A 25,627-nucleotide genomic window follows, 5' to 3' on the forward strand; every position below is an offset into this window, starting at 1 on the left:
TTGGGCTCCGTCTGGCTCTGTCGGGAGGTCATTTGTCGTACGCCATGCGGATCAGCCCGTCGACGTCCATGTCGTCGATGCCGTCCTCGGGGTCGTCGTGCGCGGGGGCCGGTTCGCCGTCGGGCGTCCGCGCCAGCCTGCGCAACTCTTCGAGCAGTCCGGACTCTTGGAGACGCGGCAGCGGAATGGCCGCGATCAGCTCCCTGACCTCGGCCTCCGCGGGGTCGGTCGGGGCCGTTGAACCCTGGTCGGGGAAGAGCGCGGCCTCGATGTGCTCGGCCAGCGCACGGGCCCGCGGATAGTCGAAGACCACCGTGACGGGCAGGCGCAGCCCGGTCGCGGCGCTCAGCCGGTTGCGCAGGTCGACGGCGCTCAGCGAGTCGAAGCCCAGCTCGCGGAAGGGCCGGGCCTCGTCGACGGCCGAAGGACCGGGGTAGCCGAGCACCGCGGCGATCTGCGCGCACACCAGCTCGGAGACGGCGGCCCGGCGCTTCTCCGGTGGCAGGCCGGTCAGCCGCGGGCGTACGGAGGAGTCGTCCGCGACCTCGGCGGGCGCGGCTTCGGCGGCCAGGATCCCGGCCACCTCGGGCACGCCGCCGAGCAGCGGGCTGGGCCGCGCCGAGGTGAAGACCGGCACGAACCGGTCCCAGTCGACGTCCGCGACGACCACCACGCCCTCGTCGTGGTCCATGACCCGCTGGAACGCCTCGATGGCCGACCTCGGCGCCATGAAGGGGATGCCCCGGCCGCGCAGTTGCTCCTCGGCGAGGTTGGCGGCCATGCCGCCGCCCTCCTCGGGGCTCCAGATGCCCCAGACGACGGAGGTGGCGGCACGGCCGCGGGCCCTGCGCCGCTCGGCGAGCCCGTCGAGGTACGCGTTGGCCGCCGCGTACGCGCCGTGTTCGCCGCTCCCCCACACCGCGGAGATCGAGGAGAACAGCACGAAGGCGTCCAGCTCGGTGCGGTCGAAGACCGCGTCCAGGTTGGCCGCGCCCACGATCTTCGCGTGGGCGGTGTCGGAGAACTCCTGGAGGCTGGTGTCCGCGAGCGGCACGAGCACGCCGGCGCCCGCGATGTGCATCACCGTGCGGATCCGCGAGCCGTCGGCCTCCACCTGCCGCACCAGCGCGGCCAGTTCGTCCCGGTCGGTCACGTCGCAGGCGGCGATGGTGACGCGGGCGCCGAGCGCGGTGAGTTCGGCCTCCAGCTCCCGCGCGCCGGGGGCTTCGGGGCCGCTGCGGCTGGTGAGCACCAGGTGCTCGGCGCCGCGCCCGGCCAGCCACCTGGCGGTCTGGCTGCCGATGCCGCCCGTGCCGCCGGTGAGCAGGACCGTGCCCCTGGGCGTCCAGGCCGGGACGGGGTCGGCGGCGGCCAGGGACGAGCGGACCAGCCTGCGGACGAGGATCCCGGTGCCGCGCACGGCGAGCTGGTCCTCGGCGTCGAGGCCGGTCAGCGCGGCGCACAGCAGCGCGGCGGCGCGGTGGTCCAAGGTCCCGGGCAGGTCGATCATGCCGCCCCAGCGCTGCGGGTGTTCGAGGGCGGCGACCCGCCCCAGCCCCCACACGGCGGCCTGGGCGGGGTCCACCGGCCGGTCGACGCCCGCGCTGCCCGCGGGGGCCGTGGTGACGGCGCCCCGGGTGGCGAGCCAGAGGGGGGCGTCGATGCCGGCGTCGCCCAGTGCCTGGATCAGGGTCAGGGTGAGGCCGAGCCCGGTCGGCAGGTCGGGGCAGCCGGGGTGGGCGCCTTCGGCCAGGCCGAGGAGGGAGACGACTCCGGCGGGAGTGGCGCCGTCGAGGGCTTCGCGCAGGTGCGCGGCGAGGGTCTCGCGCCCCGCGTCCGCCGCTTTGACCTCGACGGTCAGGAGGTTCATGCCTTGTGTGCGCAGGGCGTCGATGACGTGGTGGGCTTCGGTGGTGCCTGCGGGGATGACGGCGGTCCACTGGCCTGTGGGGACGGTCGTGGCTGGGTCGGTGAGGGGCTTCCAGGTGACGCGGTAGCGCCAGGAGTCGGTGAGGGCTTGTTCGCGGCTGCGGCGGCGCCAGGAGGCGAGGGAGGGGAGGAGGGACTCCAGGGAGTCGGGGCCTTCCAGGCCGAGGGCGGTGACCAGGGATTCCAGGTCCTCGCGCTCGACCGCCTGCCAGAACGCGGCCTCCACGGGGTCGGTGCCCGCCGCCGTGCCTGCGGTGGCCGGGGTCGGCTCCAGCCAGTAGCGGCGGCGGTCGAAGGCGTAGGTGGGGAGGTCGATCCGGTGTCGGTCGTGTGGGGTGATGAGTGTGAGCCAGTTGATGTGGAGTCCGCGTACGAAGAGTTCGGCGGCGGAGGTGAGGAAGCGGGTGGGGCCGCCTTCGTTGCGGCGGAGTGTGCCGCCGACGATGGCTTCGGTGTCTGTGGTGTCGAGGGTTTCCTGGAGGGCCATGGTCAGGACGGGGTGCGGGCTCATCTCGATGAACGCGGTGAAGCCGTCGTTGGCCAGGAGGCGGGTGACCGGCTCCAGTTGGACGGTCTGGCGCAGGTTGGTGTACCAGTACTCGGCGTTGAGGGTGGAGGTGTCGATGGGTTCGCCGGTGACCGTCGAGTAGAAGACCGTTTCGCAGGAGCGGGGCGTGATGGGTGCCAGCAGCTCCAGCAGTTCTTCGCGGATGCGTTCGACGTGGAAGGAGTGTGAGGCGTAGTCGACGGGGATGATCTTCGCGCGGATGCCGTCCGCCTCGCAGGAGGCGTGCAGCTCGCGCAGGGCTTGGGGTTCACCGGCTACGACGGTGGAGGTGGGGCCGTTGACGGCGGCGAGTGAGATGCGTTCGCCCCAGGGCTTCATGCGTTCGGTGAGCTGGTCCTGGGGCAGGGACACGGACATCATGCCGCCGTCGCCGGACAGGGCCCGTATCGCCTGGCTGCGCAGGGCGACGACCCGCGCCGCGTCCTCCAGGGACAGTGCTCCCGCCACGCAGGCGGCGGCGATTTCGCCCTGGGAGTGGCCGACTACGGCGTCGGGGGTTACGTCGATTGATGCCCATAGGGCGGAGAGCGAGACCATGACGGCGAAGAGGGCGGGCTGGACGACGTCGACGCGTTCCAGTGACGGTGCTCCTTCCGCTTCGCGCAGCACGTCGGTCAGGGTCCAGTCCGTGAACGGGGCCAGGGCTTGTTCGCACTCGGTGATGCGCTGTGCGAACACCGGGGAGGAGTCGAGGAGTTCGACGGCCATGCCTGCCCATTGCGAGCCCTGGCCGGGGAAGACGAAGACCCGGCCGCCGACCGTTCCCGCGATCCCGCTGATCACACCGTCCCCGGGTACGTCTGCGGCCAGCGCGGCGAGACCCGTGGCCGTGTCCCCGGCCAGGACCACGCCCCGGTGCTCGAACAACGCCCGCGACGACAGCAGCGAGAAGCCCACGTCCAGCGGCGACAACTCCCGCTCCGCCGCCACGTGTTCGGCCAGCCGCTCCGCCTGCGCGCGCAGCGCGGTCGCGGACCGTGCCGACACCACCCACGGCACCACCACGCCCGAGCCCAGCGGCGCGACGGCGGCCTCACCCTGATCGGCCCCGACCTGATCCGCTCCGATCTGATCCGCCCCATCGGCCCGGGTCTCCGCCGGGGTTTCTGCCGGGGTCTCCGCCGGGGCCTCCTCGATGATCGCGTGGGCGTTCGTGCCGCTCGCGCCGAAGGAGGAGACGCCCGCCCGCCGGGGCTCCTCGCCCCGCTGCCAGGGCCGTTCCTCCGTGAGGAGCCGTACGCCACCGGCTGCCCAGTCGATCTTCCGCGACGGCTGGTCGACGTGGAGGGTGCGCGGCAGGGCGCCCTGCCGCATCGCCATCACCATCTTGATCACGCCCGCCACGCCCGAAGCCGCCGCCGAGTGGCCGATGTTGGACTTCAGGGAGCCCAGCCACAGGGGCCGGTCATCGGACCTGTCCCTGCCGTACGTGGCGAGCAGTGCGCCCGCCTCGATGGGGTCGCCCAGCGTCGTGCCGGTGCCGTGCGCCTCCACCGCGTCGACCTGTTCGGGCTTCAGCCGGGCGTTGGCCAGCGCCGCGCGGATCACCCGCTGCTGCGCGGGCCCGTTCGGCGCGGTCAGGCCGTTGCTGGCACCGTCCTGGTTGATCGCACTGCCCCGTACGACCGCGAGCACCGGATGCCCGGCCCGCCGCGCGTCCGAGAGGCGTTCCAGGAGCAGTACGCCCACGCCCTCCGCCCACACGGTGCCGTCCGCCGTCTCGGAGAACGCCCGGCAGCGGGCCGTCGGGGACAGGGCGCGCTGGCGGCTGTACTCGATGTAGCCGGTGGGGGTGGCCGTCACCGTGGTCCCGCCGGTCAGCGCCATCGACGACTCGCCCTTGCGCAGCGACTGGCAGGCCAGGTGCAGGGCGACCAGCGACGACGAGCACGCGGTGTCGACCGTGAGGGCCGGGCCCTCCAGGCCGAGGGTGTACGCGACGCGGCCGGACAGGATCGCGCCGGACGCGCCCAGCGACATCTGCCCTTCGAGCCCTTCGGGCAGCTCGGAGACATTGGTGCCGTAGTCGAAGTCGGTGGCCCCGACGAACACCCCGGTCCGCGAGCCGCGCAGCGAGGCGGGGGCGACCCCGGCGCGCTCCAGGGTCTCCCAGGCGACTTCGAGGAGCAGCCGCTGCTGGGGGTTCATCGACAGCGCCTCGCGCGGCGATATGCCGAAGAACGGGGCGTCGAACCGGTCGACGTCGTCGAGGAACCCGCCCTCGCGAACGTAGGTCCTGCCCTTGCGGTCGGGGTCCGGGTCGTAGAGCGAGTCCAGGTCCCAGCCCCGGTCGGCGGGGAACGGCGCGACCGCGTCCCGGCCTCCGGCGACGAGGTCCCACAGGTCCTCGGGGGTCCGTACGCCGCCGGGGAAGCGGCAGCCCATCGCGACGACGGCGATCGGCTCGTGCTCCTTCTCCTGGAGCTCTTCCAGGCGCTGACGGGCCACGCGCAGGTTGGCGGTCGTCCGGTTGAGGTAGTCGCGAAGCTTCGCTTCGTTCTCCATCACTCGTCAGCTCCTCGAAGGCCGTGGGACGGGAGGCCGTGGGTGGGTGTGCGGTGGTTCATGCGATGTCGTCGAGTTCCTGGTCGAGGAGGTCGAACATCTCCTCGTCGCTGACCGCTTGGAGGTCGTCCACCGCGCCGCGCTGCCCGGCGGTGCCCGACCAGGTGCGCAGCAGGGACTGGAGGCGTTCGGACACGGCGGCGCGCATCTCGTCGTCGGCGTCCACGGCGGCCAGCGAAGCCGCCAGCCGGTCCAGTTCGGCGAGCACGGCGGACGAACCGCCGTCGGGCAGCAGCTCGGCGCCGATGTGGGCGGCGAGCGCGGCGGCGCTGGGATGGTCGAAGACCAGCGTGACCGGCAGCCTGAGGCCGGTCGCCACGCCCAGCCTGTTGCGCAGCTCGACGGCCGTGAGCGAGTCGAAGCCCAGTTCCTTGAAGGCCCGGTCGGCCTGTACGGCGCTGGAGTTGGGGTGGCCGAGCACGACGGCGGCCAGCGACCTGACCAGGTCGAGGAGTACCCGCTGCCGGTCCGTGCCGCCCAGGGGCGCCAGGCGCCGCAGCAGGGCCTCGGAGTCGTCGCCGCCCCCGCCCTCGGGGCCCGACCCGGCCTGGAGTGCCTCGGCGGCCTCCGGGAGGTCGTGCAGCAGGGGCAGCGGCCGGCCCGACGCGAGTACGGGGGCGAACCGCTTCCAGTCGAGGTCGGCGACCACCTGGAACGGCTCGTCGCCGCCCACCGCCCGCAGCAGCGCGTCCCCGGCGCGGTCGCCCGGCATGGGGGCGGCGCCCCTGCGGCGCAGCTGGTCGGCCACCGCCGCGTCGACCATTCCGCCGTCGGCCAGTGCGCTCCAGGCCACCGACGTGGCGGCCAGCCCGTCCGCGTGCCGCTGCCGCGCGAGCGCGTCCAGGACGGCGTTCGCCGCCGCGTAGCTCGCCTGTCCCGCGGCGCCGACGGTGCCGGCGATGGAGGAGAAGAGCACGAACGCGGACAGGTCCCGGTCCTGGGTGAGTTCGTGCAGGTGCAGCGCCCCGGTCGTCTTCGGCCGGAGCGTCCGCTCGGCCTCCCGGGCCGTCAGGGAGTCGAGGACGCCGTCGTCGAGTACGCCCGCCGCGTGCACGACGGCGGTCAGCGGCGGGTCCTGCGGCAGGGCGGCCAGCAGTGCGGCGAGCGCGGTGCGGTCCGCGACGTCGCAGGCCGCGACCGTGACGCGGGCGCCGGACGCGGTGAGTTCGGCCTCCAGCTCCCGCGCGCCGGGCGCCTCGGGGCCCCGGCGGCCGACCAGCACCAGGTGTTCGGCGCCCTCGGCGGCGAGCCTGCGCGCGACGGCGGCGCCCGCGCCGCCCGTACCGCCGGTGATCAGGACGGTGCCCGAGGGCCGCCAGTGGGCCGCGGCGGGCTGTGCGCCGGAGCGCAGGAGGCGGCGGGCGAACACGCCGGGGCCGCGTACCGCGAGCTGGTCCTCGGGCGCGTCGTCGCCCGCACCGGCCCGGCCCGCCAGGACGGCGGCCAGCCGGGTCAGCGCCCGGTCGTCGAGGTCGGCGGGCAGGTCGACCAGTCCGCCCCAGCGCTGCGGGGACTCCAGGGCGGCCGCGGCGCCGAGCCCCCAGACGGCCGCCTGGACGGGACGGTCGAGCCGGTCGGACGCGCCGGTCGACACCGCTCCCCTGGTCGCCAGCCACAGCGGCGCGTCGGTCCCGGTGTCGCCCAGCGCCTGGACCAGCGCGGCGGTGAGGGCGAGCCCCGAGGGCACCGACGGCGCGTCCGGCAGGGGCGCCTCGTCGAGCGCGAGCAGCGAGAGCACCCCGGCGGGAGCGGTCCTCCCGGCGGGAGCGGTCCTCCCGGCGGGGGCGGTCCTCCCGGTGGGGAGCGCGGCGGTGTCCTGGGGTGCCGGGCCCTTGAGCGCGGCGCCGATCAGTTCGGCGAGCGCGGCGCGGTCCGTGCCGGGGGCGACCTCGACGGGGACGATCTCCGTGCCGGGGCCCGCGAGGCCCGTGAGCAGGGCCGCGACCGGCCGGTCAGCGGCGTGCCCGGCCGGTACGGCGACGAGCCAGGTGCCCGTGAGCGGCGCGGCGTCCGGCTCGGGCAGCGGCCGCCAGCCGATGCGGTACCGCCAGGAGTCCAGCGCCGCGCCCTCCGTGCGCCCGCGGCGCCACGAGGACAGCAGGGGCAGCGCGGTCCGCAGCGCGGCGGCGGCCTCGGGCCCGGCCGCCGGGGCCGTGCCGCTGCCCGCGTCCAGCGCGGCGGTCAGCGCCTCGACGTCCTCGTCCTCCACGGCCGCCCAGAAGGCCGCTTCCGCCGGGTCCTGGGCTGCCGTGGCCGTCGCGGCGGGCACCTCCAGCCAGTAGTGCTGCCGCTGGAAGGGGTAGGTGGGCAGGTCCACGCGGGCGTACGGCCCGGTGTGGACGGCCGTCCAGTCGACCGTGACGCCCCTGACGTACGCCTGTGCCAGCGACAGCAGCATCCGGTCGGGGCCGCCCTCGCCGCGGCGCAGCGAGCCGACCACGGACGCCTCGGCGCCGAGCGCCTCGACGGTCTCCTGGACGGCGAACGCCAGCACCGGGTGGGGGCTCACCTCGACGACGACGCGGTGGCCGTCGGCCAGCACCTTCCGCGTGGCCCGCTCCAGCTGGACCGTCCGCCGCAGGTTCGCGGCCCAGTACTCCGCGTCCAGGGCGGAGGTGTCGACGGGCTCGCCGGTGACCGTCGAGTAGAAGACCGTCGTGCAGGAGCGGGGGGCGACGGGCGCCAGGACCTCCAGCAGCTTCCCGTGGATGCGCTCGACCTGGACGGAGTGCGAGGCGTAGTCGACGGGGATGAGCTTCGCGCGGACGCCGTCCGCCTCGCAGGCCGCCAGCAGCTCGCGCAGCGCTCCGGGCTCGCCGGACACCACCATCGAGCCGGGGCCGTTGACGGCGGCGAGCGAGATGCGCTCGCCCCAGGGCTTCATGCGTTCGGTGAGCTGGTCCTGGGGCAGGGACACGGACATCATGCCGCCGTCGCCGGACAGGGCGCGTATGGCCTGGCTGCGCAGGGCGACGACCCGCGCCGCGTCCTCCAGGGAGAGTGCTCCGGCGACGCACGCGGCGGCGATCTCGCCCTGCGAGTGGCCCAGCACGGCGGCGGGCTCCACGCCGTAGGAGCGCCACACGGCGGCCAGGGACACCATCACCGCGAACAGCAGCGGCTGGACCACGTCGACCCGCTCCGACGACGGCGCGCCCTCCGCCTCGCGCAGCACGTCCGTCAGCGACCAGTCCGTGAACGGGGCCAGGGCCCGCTCGCACTCGGCGATGCGCTGGGCGAACACCGGTGAGGAGTCGAGGAGTTCGACGGCCATGCCCGCCCACTGCGAGCCCTGGCCGGGGAAGAGGAAGACGGGCCGGGTGCTGTTCACCGCGACGCCCTCCGCGAGACCGGGGGCGGCGGTGCCGGCGGCGAGCGCGTCCAGGCCCGCGAGGAGTTCCCCGCGGGTGCGGCCGACGACGACCGCGCGGTTCTCGAACGCGGACCGGGTGCGGGCGAGCGCCGCCGCTACGGCGGCCGGGCCGTCCTGCGGATTGCGGTCCAGGTGCTGCCGCAGCTGTACGGCCCGTGCGCGCAGCGCGGCTTCGGTACGGCCGGACAGGACCCACGGCAGGGGAGCGGCGGCGGTCTCCGGTCGGGAAGCGGCGGCCTCCGGACCCGAAGGGGCTTCCGCCGCAGGGGTCTTCGCCGCAGGGGCTCCCTCCGCAGGGGCTCCCTCTGCAGGGGCTTCCGTCGCCGGGGCTCCCTCCGCAGGGGCTTCCGCCGCCAGGGCTCCCGCCGTCGGGGCCTCCACCGGGGCCTCCGCCGGGGCCTCCGCCGGGGCCTCTGCCGGGGTCTCCTCCGGTGCTTCCTCAAGGATGACGTGGGCGTTGGTGCCGCTGACCCCGAACGCCGACACCGCGCCCCTGCGGGGCCGCCCCCGGTCCGGCCACGGCATCCGCTCGCGCAGCAGCGAGACCGCGCCGGCCGACCAGTTCACGTCGTGCGACGGCTCGTCGACGTGCAGGGTCCGCGGCAGCACTCCGTTGCGGATCGCCAGTACGGTCTTGATGATCCCGCCGACCCCGGCGGCCGCCTGCGTGTGGCCGATGTTGGACTTCAGCGAACCGAGCCACAGCGGCTGGTCGGCGGGCCGCCCCCGGCCGTAGGTGGCCAGCAGCGCCTGGGCCTCGATGGGGTCGCCGAGCCGGGTGCCGGTGCCGTGCGCCTCCACCATGTCGACGTCGGCCGTGGTCAGTTCGGCGGCGGCCAGCGCCTCCTGGACGACCCGCTGCTGCGCGGGGCCGTTCGGCGCGCTGAGCCCGTTGCTCGCGCCGTCCTGGTTGATCGCGCTGCCCCGTACGACCGCGAGCACCGGATGCCCGTTGCGCCGCGCGTCCGACAGCCGCTCCAGGAGCACCATGCCCACGCCCTCGCCCCAGCCGGTGCCGTCGGCGGCGGCCGCGAAGGCCTTGCAACGGCCGTCGGGGGCCAGCCCGCGCTGTCGGCTGAACTCGACGAGCACCCCCGGGTTCGCCATGATCGCGGCGCCGCCCGCCAGGGCCAGCGAGCACTCGCCCCGGCGCAGCGACTGCGCGGCCAGGTGCAGCGTGACCAGCGACGACGAGCACGCGGTGTCCAAGGTGACGGCGGGTCCTTCGAGCCCGAGGGCGTAGGAGACGCGCCCCGAGGCCACGCTGGTGACGTTGCCGATCAGCAGGTGGCCCTCGACGCCCGGGTCGGCCGCCGCCGGGTCTCCCCCGTACTGGAAGGAGGTCGCGCCGACGAACACCCCGGCCTTCTCCCCCTTCAGCGACAGCGGGTCGATCCCGGCGCGCTCGATCGCCTCCCAGGACACTTCGAGCAGCAGCCGCTGCTGGGGGTCCATGGCCAGCGCCTCGCGCGGCGAGATCCCGAAGAACGCGGGGTCGAAGCGGCCCGCGTCGTAGAGGAACCCGCCCTGCCGGGTGTAGCAGGTGCCGGACGCGGCGGGATCCGGGTCGTAGAGGCCCTCCAGGTCCCAGCCCCGGTCGGTGGGGAACGCGGAGACCGCGTCCCTGCCCTCGTCGAGCAGCTCCCACAGGTCTTCGGGCGAACGCACCCCGCCGGGGAAGCGGCAGCCCATGCCCACGACGGCGATCGGCTCCCGCTCCTTGTCCCGCACCTCCTGGAGGCGCTGACGGGCCCCGTGCAGATCGGCGGTGACCCGCTTGAGGTAGCCGAGAAGCTTCTCTTCTTGCCCGTTGGCCATCAGGACGCCCCGAAGTCGTTGTCGATCATGTTGAAGATGTCCTCGGCGGAAGCGGCCAGCAGCCGCTCCTCGACCGATCCGGCGCCCAGCGGGCCGCTTCCGGCCCCGTCGGCCCCGTCAGCCCCGTCGGTACCGACGGCACCCGCGGCACCGTCGGCGCCCCCGAGCCGCGCCGCCAGGCTCCGCAGGCGGGCGGTGAGCCGTTCCCGTACGCCGCCGTCCGCGCCGACCTCCGTCAGCTCCCGCTCCCACCGGTCCAGCTCCTCGAACATCGAGTCGGCCGTCAGCGGCCGCGGCGGGAACAGCTCGGCCCGCAGGAACCGGGCGAGCGGGGCGGGCGCGGGGCAGTCGAAGACCAGCGTGGCGGGCAGCGAGAGGCCGGTGGCGGCGTTCAGCCTGTTGCGCAGCTCGACGGCCGTGAGCGAGTCGAAGCCCAGTTCCTTGAAGGCCCGGTCGTCGGCGATCGCCCCGGGGGCGGAGTGGCCGAGCACGGCCGCGGTGTGCGTGCGCACCAGGTCGATGAGCACCCGCTCCCGCTCCGCGTCCGGCAGGGCGGCCAGGCCGTCCAGCACGCCGCCCGCGCCCTCCCGCACGGCGGCGGCCCCGGCGGCCTCGGCCTCCCGCACCCGCCCGACCTCGGGCAGTTCGTCGATGAGCGGGCGGCGGCGGGCCGCGGTGAAGCCCGGCACGAACCGGTCCCACCGCACGTCCGCGAGGACCAGCGTCGTCTCCTGGCGGGCCAGCGCCCCGTGCAGGGCCGCCACCGCGAGCTCGGGCGCCATCGGCAGCAGGCCCCTGCGGCTCAGGTGCTCCGCCACGCCCTCGCCCTCGATCATGCCCTTGTCCGCCCACGGCCCCCAGGCCACCGACGTGGCGGCCAGACCGCGGCTCCGGCGCTTCTCGGCGAGCGCGTCCAGGAAGGAGTTGGCCGCCGCGTAGGCGCCCTGACCGCCGCTGCCCCAGGAGGCCGCGATGGACGAGAAGAGCACGAACGCCTCGACGCGGGGGCCGTCCAGCAGCTCGTCCAGGTGGACGGCCCCCGAGACCTTGCCCTCGGCCATGGCGGCGAAGTCGGCAGGCGTGCTGTCGGCGACGTCCTTGAAGTGGACGGTCCCCGCCGCGTGGAACACCGCCCGCACCGGCGACCCCTCGGCCTCCAGGCCGTCCAGCAGCCCGGCCAGCGCCGCCCGGTCCGCGACGTCGCACGCGGCGACCGTCACCCGCGCGCCCAGGCCGCGCAGTTCGGCCGCGAGGTCGTCCGCCCCGGGCGCCGCGGGACCGCGCCGACTGGTGAGCACCAGGTGCTCGGCCCCGGTCCTGGCCAGCCAGCGGGCCACCTGCGCGCCCAGCCCGCCGGTACCGCCGGTGACGAGGGCCGTGCCGCCCAGCCGCCACTTGTCGGCGTCGGTCGGCGCGCCCTGCGGCGCGTGCACCAGCCGCCGTACGAACACCCCGGCGGCGCGCACCGCCAGTTGGTCCTCGTCGCCCGCCGCCGCGAGGACCCCGGCCAGCCGGGCGGCGGCGCGCTCGTCCACGACCGCAGGCAGGTCGACCAGGCCGCCCCAGCGCTCGGGGTGCTCCAGGCCGACCACGCGGCCCAGGCCCCACACGGTCGCCTGCTCGGGGCGGTCGACGGGGTCCGTCGGGCTCACCGAGACGGCGGCGCGGGTCGCCAGCCACAGCGGGCAGTGGACCTCCGCGTCCCCGAGCGCCTGGACGAGCGCCAGGTTCAGCGCCAGGCCGTGCGGCAGGGCCGGGTGCGCCGGGTGCGGCCCGTCGGCGGACGCGAGCAGGGACAGCACGCCCGCCGGGGCCCCGTCGGCCGCGGCCTCCCGGAGCCGCGCGGCGAGCGCGTCGCGGGAATCGTCCGTCGGCTGTACGACGACCACGGTCGCCCCGCGCTCCCGCAGGGCGTGCAGTACGGCGGTGTGCGCGTCGCCGCCCGGACCCCGCTGCCGGACCGGCGGAACGGCCACCAGCCAGGTGCCGGACAGCGCTCCGTGCGGCTCGGTGGCCACGGGGTGCCAGGCGATCCGGTACCGCCACGCCTCCGTGGTGGCGTGGTCGCTCTGGCTGCGGCGCCAGGAGGACAGCAGCGGCACCATGCCGCTCAGCGGGGTGGTGGGCTCGACTTCGAGCATCGTGGCCAGCGCGTCCAGGTCCTGGCTGTCGACCGCCTCCCAGAACCGCGTGTCCACGGAAGCGGAGGAGGAAGCGGCCGGAGCACCGGGTACGGCGGGCGTCGCGAACCAGTAGCGGTCGCGCTGGAAGGGGTAGGTGGGGAGGTCGACCCGGTGGGCGTGGCGGCCCGCGAAGAAGGCGGTCCAGTCGATGGCGAAGCCGATGCTGTGCATCCGGGCCAGGGCATCGACGGCTGCTTGCTCGTCGGGCTTGTTCTTGCGGAGTACGGGGATGAACTCTGCGTTGTGGAGGGTGGTTTGGCCGAGGGCGGTGAGGACTCCGGCGGGGCCGAGTTCGATGAAGCGGGTGACGCTGTTTGCTTCGAGGGTGGTGAGGCCGTGGTGGAAGCGGACGGCTTCGCGGACGTGGCGGACCCAGTAGTCGGGGGTGCTGATCAGCTCTGGCGGGGCGATGTCACCGGTGACGTTGGAGATCAGTGCCGTGTGGGGCTCATTGAAGGTGAGTTCCTGGGCAACTTGTCGGAACTCTTCGAGCATGGGGTCCATGAGCGGAGAGTGGAAGGCGTGGCTGACCTTCAGCCGTGTCGACTTCCAACCGCCTGCGGTCACGGCTTCCAGTACGGCGTCTTCGTCGCCTGAGAGGACGGTGGCGGTGGGTCCGTTGAGGGCCGCGATCGAGACTCGTTCGGTGAGGAAGGGTCGTACGTCGTCCTCCGAAGCGATCACGGAGATCATGGCTCCGCCGGTGGGCAGGGCCTGCATCAGGCGGCCGCGTGCGGCGACGAGGGTGCAGGCGTCTTCGAGGGACCAGAGGCCGGCGATGTACGCGGCGGTGAGTTCGCCCACCGAGTGTCCGGCCAGGTAGTCCGCCCGTATGCCCCAGGACTCGACCAGCCTGTGCAGCGCGACCTCGATCGCGAACAGGGCCACCTGTGCGTAGCCGGTCTCCTGCAATACGTCGGCAGAGTCCTCGGCGAAGACGACCTCGCGCAGCGGACGCTCCACGTACCCGTCCAGGACCGCGCACACCTCGTCGAAGGCGGACGCGAACACCGGGAAGGCTTCGTACAACTCGCGGCCCATTCCGGCACGTTGTGCGCCCTGTCCGGTGAACAGGAACGCCGTCCGGCCGGGCGTTGCCCGTACACCGTCGTCGTCGGCCAGTGCCCGCAGGCCGCTCAGAAGCTCCTCGCGGTCCCGGCCGGTCACCGCCGCCCTGTACTCGAAGGCCGTACGGCTCGTTGCGAGCGAGAAACCCACGTCCGCCGGGGGCAGCTCCGGTGCCGCCGCGACGTACTCGGCCAGCTGTTCCGCCTGTGCCCGCAGTGCCGCCGGGGTCTTGCCCGACAGCACCCACGGCACCACCGATGCCGGGCTCTCCGTCTCGGAGGCGGGCTCCTCCACGGAGATCGGCGCCTCTTCCACGATGGCGTGTGCGTTCGTGCCGCTGATGCCGAAGGCGGAGATGCCCGCTCGGCGCGGGGCGCCGGTTTCGGGCCAGGGGCGGGCCTCGGTGAGGAGTTCGACCGATCCTGCCGTCCAGTCGATCTTTTCGGAGGGTTCGTCGGCGTGAAGGGTTCGGGGCAGTACGCCTTCGCGTATCGCCATGACCATTTTGATCACACCAGCCACGCCGGATGCGGCCTGGGTGTGGCCGATGTTGGACTTGAGTGCGCCCAGCCACAACGGCCGTTCGCCGGAACGTTCTTGGCCGTACGTGGCCAGTAGCGCGCCTGCTTCGATCGGGTCGCCGAGGGAGGTTCCGGTGCCGTGTGCTTCGACTGCGTCCACGTCTGCGGCGGTCAGTCGTGCGTCGGCCAGTGCTGCTCGGATCACGCGTTGTTGTGAGGGGCCGTTGGGGGCGCTGAGGCCGTTGCTGGCGCCGTCCTGGTTGATGGCCGAGCCGCGCAGTACCGCGAGCACCTGGTGGCCGTTGCGCCGCGCGTCCGACAGGCGCTCCAGGAGCAACATGCCCGCGCCCTCCGCCCAGCTCGTTCCGTCGGCGGCCGCGGAGAACGCCTTTGACCGGCTGTCGCGGGCCAGCCCGCGCTGGCGGCTGAACTCGATGAAGAGGCTGGGCGTCGACATGACGGTGACGCCGCCCGCGAGGGCCATCGCGCATTCGCCGCGCCGCAGCGACTGCGCGGCCAGGTGCAGGGCGACCAGCGACGACGAGCACGCCGTGTCGACCGTCACCGCCGGACCCTCCAGGCCCATGGCGTACGCGATGCGGCCCGAGACCACGCTGGCGGCCTTGCCGGTCAGCAGGTAGCCCTCCAGGTCTTCGGGCAGCTGCCGCAGGTGCGCGGCGTAGTCCTGGCCGTTGGTGCCGATGAACACGCCCGTTTGCGTGCCGCGGCGGCCCGCCGGGTCGATGCCCGCGCGCTCCACGACCTCCCACGACGTCTCCAGCAGCAGCCGCTGCTGGGGGTCCATCGCCAGCGCCTCGCGCGGCGAGATCCCGAAGAACTCCGGGTCGAAGTCGTAGGCGTCGTAGAGGAATCCGCCTTCCTTGGCGTAGGTCTTGCCGCGCTGGTCGGGGTTGGGATCGTAGAGCTCCTCGACGTTCCAGTTGCGGTCGGTGGGGAAGGGCGCGATCACGTCGCCGCCGTCGGCCACCAGGCGCCACAGGTCTTCGGGGGTCCGTACGCCGCCGGGGAGGCGGCAGCTCATCGCGACGATGGCGATCGGTTCGTCGTCCCGCGCCGCGACCGCGACCGCGGCCGTCGGTACGGGCGCGGCGGTGTCCGCCTCGCCGAGCACGGCCGTACGGATGTGCGCGGCGAGCGTCTCGGGGGTCGGATAGTCGAAGAGCAGGCTGGTCGGCAGGCGCAGCCCGGTGGCGCCGTTCAGCCGGTTGCGGAGTTCCACCGCGGTCAGCGAGTCGAAGCCGACCTCGCGGAACGCCCGGTTCGCCGCGACCGCGTCCGGGGAGCCGTGGCCGAGCACGGCGGCGGCGTGGGTGCGCACCAGGTCCAGCAGGAACCGGTCGCGCTCCGCGTCGGGCAGGCCCGTCAGCCGCTGGGCGAGCGAGGAGGCGCCGGAGTCGGCGGCACCCTGCGCCGCACGCCGGTTCGGCGTCCGCACCAGGCCCCGGAAGAGGTGCGGCACGGGCCGGGTCTCGGACTGGGCGCGCAGCGCGGCCAGGTCCGTGCGCGCCGGTACGAGCGCGGCGTCGCCCAGCGCGATGGCGGTGTCGAACAGGGCCATGCCCTCGGCGGACGGCATGGCGGCGATGCCCGAGCGGGCCATCCGCTGAACGTCGGTGTCGTCCAGGTGGCCGCTCATGGTGCTGCGCTCGGCCCACAGGCCCCAGGCCAGCGACTGGCCCGCGAGTCCCGCGGCCCTGCGTCGGCCGGCCAGGGCGTCGAGGAACGCGTTGGCCGCCGCGTAGTTGGCCTGTCCGGCGCCGCCGATGGTGGCGACGACGGAGGAGTACAGCACGAAGGCGGTCAGGCCGAGGCCGGCCGTCAGCTCGTGCAGGTTGAGCGCCGCGTCGACCTTGGGCCGCAGGACCGCGTCGATCCGCTCGGGGGTCAGGGCCGCGACGACACCGTCGTCGAGTACGCCCGCCGTGTGGATCACCGCCGTCAGCGGGTGCGCGGCGGGCACGGCGGCCAGCAGGTCGGCGAGCGCCGCGCGGTCCGCGACGTCGCAGGCCGCGACCGTCACCGAGGCACCGGACGCGGCCAGTTCGTCGCGCAGCTCGGCCGCGCCGTCGGCGGCGAGGCCGCGGCGCCCGACCAGCAGCAGGTGGCGCACGCCGTACTCGGCCACGGCGTGGCGGGCCGCAAGGGCGCCCAGCGTGCCCGTTCCGCCGGTGATCAGGACGGTGCCTTCGGGGGCGAACGGCGTCGATCCGGCCGGGATTTCGGACAGGGGCTCGGCCGGGGCTTCGGTCGGCACGCGGGTGAGCCGGGGGGCGAGCACCGCACCGGCGCGTACGGCGCTCTGCGGCTCGCCGGAGGCCAGCGCGGCCGGGAGCGCGCGCAGCGACCCGGGATCCGCGTCGACGTCGACGAGCACGAACCTGTCGGGCTCCTCGGACTGCGCGGACCTGACCAGGCCCCACAGCGCGGCGTGCGCCAGGTCGGGCACGTCCTCGTCGGGGGCGGCGGCCACCGCGCCCCGGGTCACGAACACCAGGCGGGAGGCAGCGAACCGCTCGTCGGCCAGCCAGCGCTGGACGAGCTCCAGGGCCCGGTGCGTGACGTCCCGTACGGCAGCCGCGTCCGCGCCCACTCCGGTGCTGGTGCCGTGCGGCGGGGCGCAGGACACCAGCACCACGTCCGGTACGGCAGCGGCGTCCGCGTCCGGGCGGTCCGGGGCGTCCGCGTCCGGGGCGTCCGTGTCCGGGTCGTACGCGGGCAGGTCGTACGCGGGCAGGGCGAGGCCCGTGCGCAGGGCGAGGCCGTCGTCCCCGGCGACCGCCCACCCTCGGGTGCCGGGCGATCCGCCGCCGGGCACGGGGTTCCACACCACGCGCAACAGCGACGGGTGGAACGCGGGGCGTCCGCCCCTGACCTCCTCGGGGCGCGTCTCGCGCAGCGCCACCTCGCCGACGGTCGCCACGGGCCCGCCTGCCGGGTCGGCGAGCGCGACGGACACCGCGTCGGGCCCGGTGGGCGTCAGCCGTACGCGCAGCGCGGATGCGCCGGTCGCGTGGAGCGTGACGTCCTTCCAGGAGAACGCCAGGCGGGCATCGGGGTCCCCGCCGGTCGGGTCCGCCGCGCGCACGGCGGCTTCGAGCAGCGCCGGGTGGAGGCCGAACAGGGCGGCCTCGTCGGCGGTGTCCTCGGTGAGGGCGACCTCCGCGTACACCTCGTCGTCGAGCCGCCACAGGGCGGTGATCCCGTCCGCTGGGGCGCCCTCCACCGCGACCGCACCGGCCGGGGGCCAGACCGAGGCGTCGAACGTCCGGGCCGCACCCGTACCGCCCGCCGCGCCGCCCGCCGTACCGCCCGCCGCGTCGACCGCCGTACCGTCCGCCGCGTCGGGCGTCAGGACGCCCGTGGCGTGCCGCTGCCAGGGGTTCTCGTCCCCGGCCCCGTCCGGCTGGTGCTCCGGCCGTCGCTCGGGCCGGGCGTACACCTCGAACGCCCGGCGCCCGTCCTCGGCCGCGCCCAGGCGGACCTGGACGACGGCCGCGCCCTCCGCGGGCAGGGACAGCGGTGCCTCGACGGTCAGTTCCCCGATCCGCCCGCACCCGACGTGGTCCCCGGCGCGCACGGCGAGTTCGACGAACGCGCCGCCCGGCAGGACCGGGGTGCCCAGCGCCGTGTGGTGGGCGAGCCAGGGGTGGCTCCGCACGGACAGGCGGCCGGTGAACAGGTGGCCTTCGGTCCCGGCCAGGGCGACCGCGGCGCCGAGCAGCGGATGACCGGCGGGTTCCAGGCCGGCCGTCGACACGTCACCGGTCGGGGCGGGGCGGGAGAGCCAGTACAGCTCGCGCTGGAAGGCGTAGGTCGGCAGCTCCACCCGCCGCGCGCCGTGCCCGGCGAAGACCGCGTCCCAGTCGGGCTCGACGCCCTGGACCTGGGCGTGCGCGAGGGAGGTGAGGAAGCGCCGCATGCCGCCCTCGTCGCGGCGCAGCGTGCCCACGGCGGCGACGTCGGCGGCCCCGGCGTCCTCGGCGGTCTCCTGGACCGCGGCCAGCAGCACCGGGTGGGGGCTGCACTCGACGAACCCGGTGCAGCCCGCGGCCAGCAGCGTCCGCGAGGCCCGCTCGAACTCGACCGTGTCGCGGATGTTGCGGTACCAGTAGTCCGTGTCCAGTTCGCGGGTGTCCAGGCGCTCGCCGGTCACGGTGGAGTAGAACGGCACGCGGGAGGCCAGCGGCCGCACCGGCCGCAGCCCATCCAGCATGCGCTCGCGGAGCATCTCCACCTGGGGGGAGTGCCCCGCGGTGTCGACGCCGCGCACCCGGCGCGCCTGGACCCCCTCGGCCGCCAGCTCGGCCAGCAGCTCGTCGAGCGCGGCGGGGTCGCCTGAGACCGTCGCGAACCTCGGGCCGTTGACCGCGGCGATCGACAGCCGGTCGGACCAGCGGCCGAGGCGCTCGCGGGCCTGGTCGGCGGGCAGCGGTACGGCCAGCATGGCGCCCTTCCCGCTGAGTTCCAGCCACAGCAGGCTGCGCAGCGCCACGATGCGGGCCGCGTCGTCCAGCGTCAGGCCGCCCGCGACGTACGCGGCGGCGATCTCGCCCTGGGAGTGCCCGACCACGGCCGACGGTTCGATCCCGTACGACCGCCACAGCTCCGCCAGCGAGACCATCACCGCGAACAGCGTCGGCTGGATCACGTCGATGCGGTCGAGCGAGGGCGCGTTCGGCGCGCCGAGCAGCACGTCCAGCGGCGACCAGTCGACGTACGGCTCCAACGCGGCCGCGCAGGCGCGCAGTTGCTCGGCGAAGACCGGCGACTCGTCCCACAGCCCGCGCGCCATGTCGAGCCACTGCGAGCCCTGCCCGGGGAAGACGAACGCGACCTTGCGCCGGTCGCCGCCGGTGCCCCGCAGCACCTCGGGCCCCGCCGTGCCGTCCGCGAGCGCGCCGAGCCCCTGGAGGAAGCCCTCGCGGTCGTCGGCGACGACCGCGGCGCGCTGCCCGAACGCGGTGCGCGTGACGGCGAGGGAGTGGCCGATGTCGGCGAGACCGGCGTCGGGACGGGCCGCGAGGTGCTCCCGCAGCCGCCCGGCCTGGGCCCGCAGGGCCTCCTCGGTCCGGCCGGAGACCGGCCACACGAGGGGTCCGCGCGGGGCCGCGCCCCGGCCCGCCCCGGGGGCTCGCTCGTCGGCCTGCCCCTGCCCGTCGTCCTGGGCCGCGCCGGGGGCCTGCCCGTCGGCCGGGGCCTCTTCGGCCGGGGCTTGCTCGGCCGGGGCTTGCTCGGACGGGGCCTCTTCGGCCGGGGCTTGCTCGGCCGGGGCTTGCTCGGTCGGCGCCTCCTCGGTCGGCGCCTCCTCTGCCGGGGCCTGCTCGATGATCGCGTGGGCGTTGGTGCCGCTGATGCCGAAGGAGGACACGCCCGCGCGCCTGGGCCGCCCGGTCGACGGCCACGGCACGGCGTCCGTGAGCAGCCGCACGTCGCCCGACTCCCAGTCCACGTGCGGGGACGGCTCGTCGACGTGCAGCGTCCGCGGCAGCACGCCGTTGCGGATGGCCATCACCATCTTGATGACCCCGGCCACCCCGGCCGCCGCCTGCGGGTGCGCGAAGTTGGACTTCAGCGAGCCGAGCCACAGGGGCCGCCCGTCCGCCCGCTCCCGGCCGTACGTGGCGAGCAGCGCGCCCGCCTCGATCGGGTCGCCGAGCGAGGTGCCGGTGCCGTGCGCCTCGACGGCGTCCACGTCGCCGAAGGACAGGCCCGCGTCCGCGAGCGCCGCCCGGATGACCCGCTGCTGCGAGGGGCCGTGCGGGGCGGTCAGGCCGTTGCTGGCGCCGTCCTGGTTGACGGCCGAGCCGCGGATGACGGCCAGCACCTGGTGGCCGTCGCGCCGGGCGTCGGACAGCCGCTCCAGCAGGATCATGCCGACGCCCTCGCCCCAGCCGGTGCCGTCGGCCCGCGCGGAGAACGCCTTGCAGCGGCCGTCCACGGAGAGTGCCTTCTGCCTGCTGAGTTCGACGAAGATGCCGGGGCTCGACATCACGGTGGCGCCGCCGGCCAGTGCCGTCGAGCACTCGCCGCGGCGCAGCGACTGCACGGCCAGGTGGATGGCCGTCAGGGACGCCGAGCACGCGGTGTCCACGGTGACGGCGGGGCCTTCGAGGCCCAGGGTGTAGGAGATGCGGCCGGAGATGACGCTGGTGGTGCTGCCGGTCAGCAGATAGCCCTCGTACCCCTCCGAAGGCTCCTCCATGCGCGGCCCGTAGTCCTGGGGCATGGCGCCGACGAACACGCCGCAGCGGCTGCCCTTCAGCGAGGCGGGCCTGATGCCCGCGCGCTCCAGGGCCTCCCAGGACGTCTCCAGGAGCAGCCGCTGCTGGGGGTCCATGGCCTGCGCCTCGCGCGGGCTGATGCCGAAGAACGCGGGGTCGAAGCGGCCCGCGTCGTGCAGGAACCCGCCTTCCCGCACGTAGCTCTTGCCCTGCTTCGACGGGTCGGGGTCGTACAGGTCGGCCAGGTCCCAGCCGCGCTCGGTGGGGAACTCCGAGACGACGTCCCGGCCGTCCGCGACCACGTCCCACAGCTCTTCGGGGGTCCGCACGCCGCCGGGGAGGCGGCAGCTCATCGCGACGATGGCGATCGGCTCGTCGTCGCCCCCGGCCGGGGCCTCGTCCCGGACGGGGGTACGGACCCGCGCGCCGGGGTCCGCGACGGACGAGCCGATGCGGTGGGCCAGGGCGGCGGGCGTGGGGCAGTCGAAGAGGACCGAGCCGGGCAGCCGCAGTCCGGTGGCGGCGTTCAGCCGGTTGCGCAGCTCGACCGCGGTGAGCGAGTCGAAGCCCAGGTCCTTGAAGGCCGCGTCCATGTCGACCGCCCCGGGCGCGGTGTGGCCGAGCACGGTCGCCGCGTGCCTGCGGACGAGGTCGGCGGCGACCTGCTCCCGCTCGGCAGCGTCGGAGACGGCGGCCAGCCGGTCGAGCCAGGTGACGGGCTCGTCGGCACCGACGGCGTCGAGCTCGGGGACCGGGGTGTCGAGCCAGTAGCGGTCGCGCTGGAAGGGGTAGGTGGGGAGGTCGACGCGGTGGGCGTGGTGGCCCGCGAAGAAGGTGTTCCAGTCGATGTCCAGGCCGGTGGTGTGGATGTGGGCGATGGCGGCGACGGCTGCTTCTTCGGCGGGCTTGTTCTTGCGGAGTACGGGGATGAACTCGGCGTCGTGGAGGGTGGTTTGGCCGAGTGCGGTGAGGACTCCGGCGGGGCCGAGTTCGATGAAGCGGGTGACGCCGTTCGCTTCTAGGGTGGTGAGGCCGTGGTGGAAGCGGACGGCTTCGCGGACGTGGCGGACCCAGTAGTCGGGGGTGCGGACCAGCTCGGGCGGGGCGATCTCACCAGTGACGTTGGAGATCAGTGCCGTGCGGGGCTCGTGGAACTCCAGCCCCTGGGCGACTTGTCGGAACTCTTCGAGCATGGGGTCCATGAGCGGAGAGTGGAAGGCATGGCTCACGCGGAGGCGCGAGGTCTTCCAGCCGCCTGCGGTCACGGCTTCCAGTACGGCGTCTTCGTCTCCGGACAGGACGGTGGCGGTGGGTCCGTTGAGGGCCGCGATCGAGACCTTCTCGTTCAGGAAGGGCCGTACGTCGTCCTCCGAAGCGACCACGGAGATCATGGCTCCGCCGGTGGGCAGGGCCTGCATCAGGCGGCCTCGGGCCGCGACGAGGGTGCAGGCGTCTTCCAGGGACCAGAGGCCGGCGATGTACGCGGCGGTGAGTTCGCCCACCGAGTGTCCGGCCAGGTAGTCCGCCCGTACGCCCCAGGACTCGACCAGCCTGTGCAGCGCGACCTCGATCGCGAACAGGGCCACCTGTGCGTACCCGGTGCCTTGCAGCACCTCGCCGGAGTCCTCGGCGAAGACCAGTTCACGCAGCGGACGGTCGAGATGCCCGTCCAGGACCGCGCACACCTCGTCGAAGGCGGACGCGAACACCGGGAAGGCGGCGTACAACTCGCGCCCCATTCCGGCCCGTTGTGCGCCCTGCCCGGTGAACAGGAACGCCGTCCGGCCGGACAAGGCCCTCGCCCCGTCCTCCTCGGTCAGCGCCCGCAGCCCGCTCAGAAGCTCCTCGCGGTCCTGTCCGGTCACCGCCGCCCTGTACTCGAAGGCCGTACGGCTCGTCGCGAGCGAGAAACCCACGTCCGCCGGGGACAACTCCGGTGCGGCAACCACGTACTCGGCCAGCTGTTCCGCCTGTGCCCGCAGTGCCGCCGGGGTCTTCCCCGACAGCACCCACGGCACCACGGACGTCGTCGGAGTCGTCGTGGAAGCCGGGGGCTGTGCGGCGCCCGGCCAACTCGACAGCACCACGTGGCAGTTGGAGCCGCCCATGCCGAACGAGCTGACGCCCGCGATCAGCGGCTCGTCCCCGGCGGGCGCCCAGGGCTCCAGTTCGGTCTGGACGCGGAGGTTCAGCGCGTCGAGCGCGATGGCCGGGTTGGGCGTCTCGTGGTTGAGGCTGGGCGGGAGTTCTCCGTGGTGCAGGGAGAGGACGGCCTTCAGCAGGCCGGTGACGCCCGCCGCGCCTTCCAGGTGGCCCACGTTGGTCTTGGCGGAGCCGACCCGCAGCGGGGCGTCGGCGGGCCTGGCCGCGCCGAGGACCGCGCCGAGCGCCGCCGCCTCGACCGGGTCGCCGACCTTGGTGCCGGTGCCGTGCAGCTCCACGTACCGCACGTCGGACGGGGCGATCCCGGAGAGCCGGTACGCCTCGCGCAGCACCTCCTCCTGTCCGGCCCTGTCGGGCGTGGTCAGGCTGAGGCCGCCGCCGTCGTTGTTCGTCGCCGAGCCGTTGACCAGGCAGTAGATCCTGTCGCCGTCGGCGACGGCCCGGGAAAGGGTCTTCAGGGCCACGAGGGCGCCGCCCTCGCCCCGCACGTATCCGTTGGCCCGCGCGTCGAAGGTGTAGCACCGGCCGTCGGGCGAGAGCGCGCCGAACTTCGAGACGCCCGCGAAGCCTTCGGGGGCGAGGTTGAGGTTGACGCCGCCGGCCAGCGCGAGGTGCGACTCGCCGCGCCGCAGGCTGTCGCAGGCCAGGTGGACGGCGACCAGCGAAGAGGACTGGCCGGTGTCCACGACCACGCTGGGGCCGCGCAGCCCGAGCGCGTAGGAGACGCGGTTGGCGATGATGCCGCGCTGGAGTCCGGTGAGGGAGTGCTGGGTGAGGGCCGAGGGGCCGCGCTGGTGCTGGAGGGCCGCGTAGTCGTCGGCGATGGCACCGACGAACACGCCGGTGCGGCTGCCCGCGAGGGCGGCCGGGACGGCGCCGACGTCCTCCAGGACCTCCCAGCCGAGTTCGAGCGCGAGGCGCTGCTGCGGGTCCATGGCGGCGGCTTCCCTGGGCGATATGCCGAAGAAAGCCGGGTCGAATCCGTCGACGCGCCCGATGAATCCGCCCCGGCGGTTTTCCGGACCCGGTCCCACGGCTGCGGAACGGTCGTCCGGAATTTCGGTGACGGCGTCGACGCCGTTCCTCAACAGGGCCCAGAATGCGGCCGGGTCGGTTGCTTGTGGAAGACGGCAGGCCAGTCCGACGACGGCGATCGGATCGTTGTTCATCTCGGTGTTCCCAGACATAGCGATGCGGATCGCCTCTCCACAGCAAAATTAAATGCGGAAGCACAAAATGGGCCGGGCTGGAGCTGCTGGGAGGTTATCGCGGGGCATGGGGGCAGCCAACCCCTAACATTTTGCCTGCGCCCCCCTAGCGCATTCCTCTATTTCAGGGACTTCTTCAGCGGTTCCCACCAGCCGCGGTTGTCCGCGTACCACTGGATGGTCGATTCCAGTCCTTCGTCGAACGGGACCAGGGGGGCGTATCCCAGTTGTCCGGCTATTTTTTCGATGTTCACCGAATAGCGGCGGTCGTGGCCCTTGCGGTCGGGGACCCGGTCCACCATCGACTCGTCGAGGCCGAAGGCGTCGAGCAGCCGGGTCACGAAGGCGCGGTTGGTCAGCTCGGTGCCGCCGCCGATGTTGTAGACCTCGCCCGGCTCGCCGCCCTCGGCGACCAGGGCGATGCCCCGGCAGTGGTCGTCGACGTGCAGCCAGTCCCGGACGTTCCCGCCGTCCCCGTACAGCGGCACGCTGAGGCCGTCCATGAGGTTGGTGACGAACAGCGGGACGAACTTCTCCGGGAACTGGTGGGGACCGTAGTTGTTCGAGCACCGGGTGACGCAGACCGGCAGCCCGTGGGTGCGGTGGTAGGAGCGCGCCAGCAGGTCGGAGGAGGCCTTGGACGCCGAGTACGGGGAGTTGGGCCGCAGCGGCTCCTCCTCGGTCCAGGAGCCGCTGTCGATGGAGCCGTACACCTCGTCGGTGGAGACGTGGACGAACTTCGGCACCGACGCGTCGGTCGCGGCCTGCAACAGCGTGTGCGTCCCCACCACGTTGGTGAGCACGAACTCGGCCGAGCCCGCGATCGAGCGGTCCACGTGGGACTCGGCGGCGAAGTGGACGACGAGGTCGGTGCCCCGCATCAGCTCCGCGACCAGCGGCCCGTCGCGGATGTCGCCGCGCACGAAGCGCATCCTGGGGTCGTCGGCGACGGCGGCCAGGTTCGTCTCGCTGCCCGCGTAGGTGAGCTTGTCCAGCACCACCACCTCGGCCCGCGCGTACGCCGGGTAGCGGCCGCCGAGCGTCTCCCGTACGAAGTGCGAGCCGATGAAGCCCGCCCCTCCGGTCACCAGTATGCGCACCGGACCTACCTCGTGCCTTTCGCCGCGATGTCCATCAGGTACTGGCCGTAGCCGGACTTGCTGAGCTGCGCCCCCAGGGCGTGGCAGGCGTCCGCGTCGATGAACCCCATGCGGAACGCGACCTCCTCCAGGCAGGCGATCCGCACCCCCTGGCGCTGCTCCAGGACCTGTACGTACTGGCCCGCCTGGAGGAGCGAGTCGTGGGTGCCGGTGTCCAGCCAGGCGAACCCGCGGCCCAGGTTGACCATGCGGGCCTTGCCGCGCTCCAGGTACACCCGGTTGACGTCGGTGATCTCCAGCTCGCCGCGGGCCGAGGGGGTCAGGTTCTTCGCGATGTCCACCGCGTCGCCGTCGTAGAGGTACAGGCCGGTGACGGCCAGGTTGGAGCGGGGGCTCGCGGGCTTCTCCTCGATGGACAGCAGCCTGCCCTCCGCGTCCACCTCCCCCACGCCGTAGCGCTCGGGGTCGCGCACCGCGTAGCCGAACAGCACGCAGCCGTCGACGCTCTGGGTGTGGTGGTGCAGCATCTTGGAGAAGCCGGGTCCGTGGAAGATGTTGTCGCCGAGGACCAGCGCGACCGAATCGCCGCCGATGTGTTCGGCGCCTATGACCAGCGCCTCGGCGATACCGTTGGCCCGGCGCTGCTCGGCGTAGTCGATGGATATTCCCAGTTTCGAACCGTCGCCCAACAGGGCGCGGAACAGCGGAAGATGTTCCGGGGTCGAAACGATGAGCACGTCGCGTATTCCGCCGAGCATGAGGACGGAGAGCGGATAGTAGATCATCGGCTTGTCGTAGACCGGCAGGAGTTGCTTGGAAACCGCGCGGGTCAGTGGATGGAGCCGGGTGCCGCTGCCGCCGGCGAGCACGATCCCTTTCAACGGGACTC

General features: G+C 74.1%; 5 protein-coding genes. All 5 read right to left on the bottom strand.

Annotation, left to right across the window (positions count from 1 at the left end):
• Positions 1–28: 28 nt before the first annotated feature.
• The 5 genes from ACIBNE_RS12735 to rfbA all read right to left on the bottom strand — a co-directional run bounded on the left by ACIBNE_RS12735 (position 29) and on the right by rfbA (position 25,619).
• Positions 29–5,005, bottom strand: a complete 4,977-nt coding sequence (locus ACIBNE_RS12735) for a type I polyketide synthase (protein ID WP_399271533.1) — start codon at positions 5,003–5,005, stop codon at positions 29–31.
• Between the two features lie 55 nt (positions 5,006–5,060).
• A complete protein-coding gene (locus tag ACIBNE_RS12740) occupies positions 5,061–10,256 on the bottom strand; it encodes a type I polyketide synthase (protein ID WP_399271663.1) in 5,196 nt (1,731 codons plus the stop codon).
• Positions 10,253–23,599, bottom strand: a complete 13,347-nt coding sequence (locus ACIBNE_RS12745) for a type I polyketide synthase (RefSeq protein WP_399271534.1) — start codon at positions 23,597–23,599, stop codon at positions 10,253–10,255. Before ACIBNE_RS12745 ends, ACIBNE_RS12740 begins: the two co-directional genes overlap by 4 nt.
• 158 nt (positions 23,600–23,757) lie before the next feature.
• Positions 23,758–24,738, bottom strand: a complete 981-nt coding sequence (rfbB, locus tag ACIBNE_RS12750) for a dTDP-glucose 4,6-dehydratase (protein ID WP_399271535.1) — start codon at positions 24,736–24,738, stop codon at positions 23,758–23,760.
• Between the two features lie 5 nt (positions 24,739–24,743).
• Positions 24,744–25,619, bottom strand: a complete 876-nt coding sequence (gene rfbA, locus ACIBNE_RS12755; protein ID WP_399271536.1) for a glucose-1-phosphate thymidylyltransferase RfbA — start codon at positions 25,617–25,619, stop codon at positions 24,744–24,746.
• Positions 25,620–25,627: the final 8 nt, after the last annotated feature.

It is taken from the genome of Streptomyces sp. NPDC050504 (assembly GCF_044458065.1).
In the GTDB taxonomy this organism is placed as follows: Bacteria; Actinomycetota; Actinomycetes; order Streptomycetales; family Streptomycetaceae; genus Streptomyces.

Bases quoted from the DNA above. Each gene is read 5' to 3' on its own strand.
- ACIBNE_RS12745 (WP_399271534.1), bottom strand. From the start codon at position 23,599: ATGAACAACGATCCGATCGCCGTCGTCGGACTGGCCTGCCGTCTTCCA.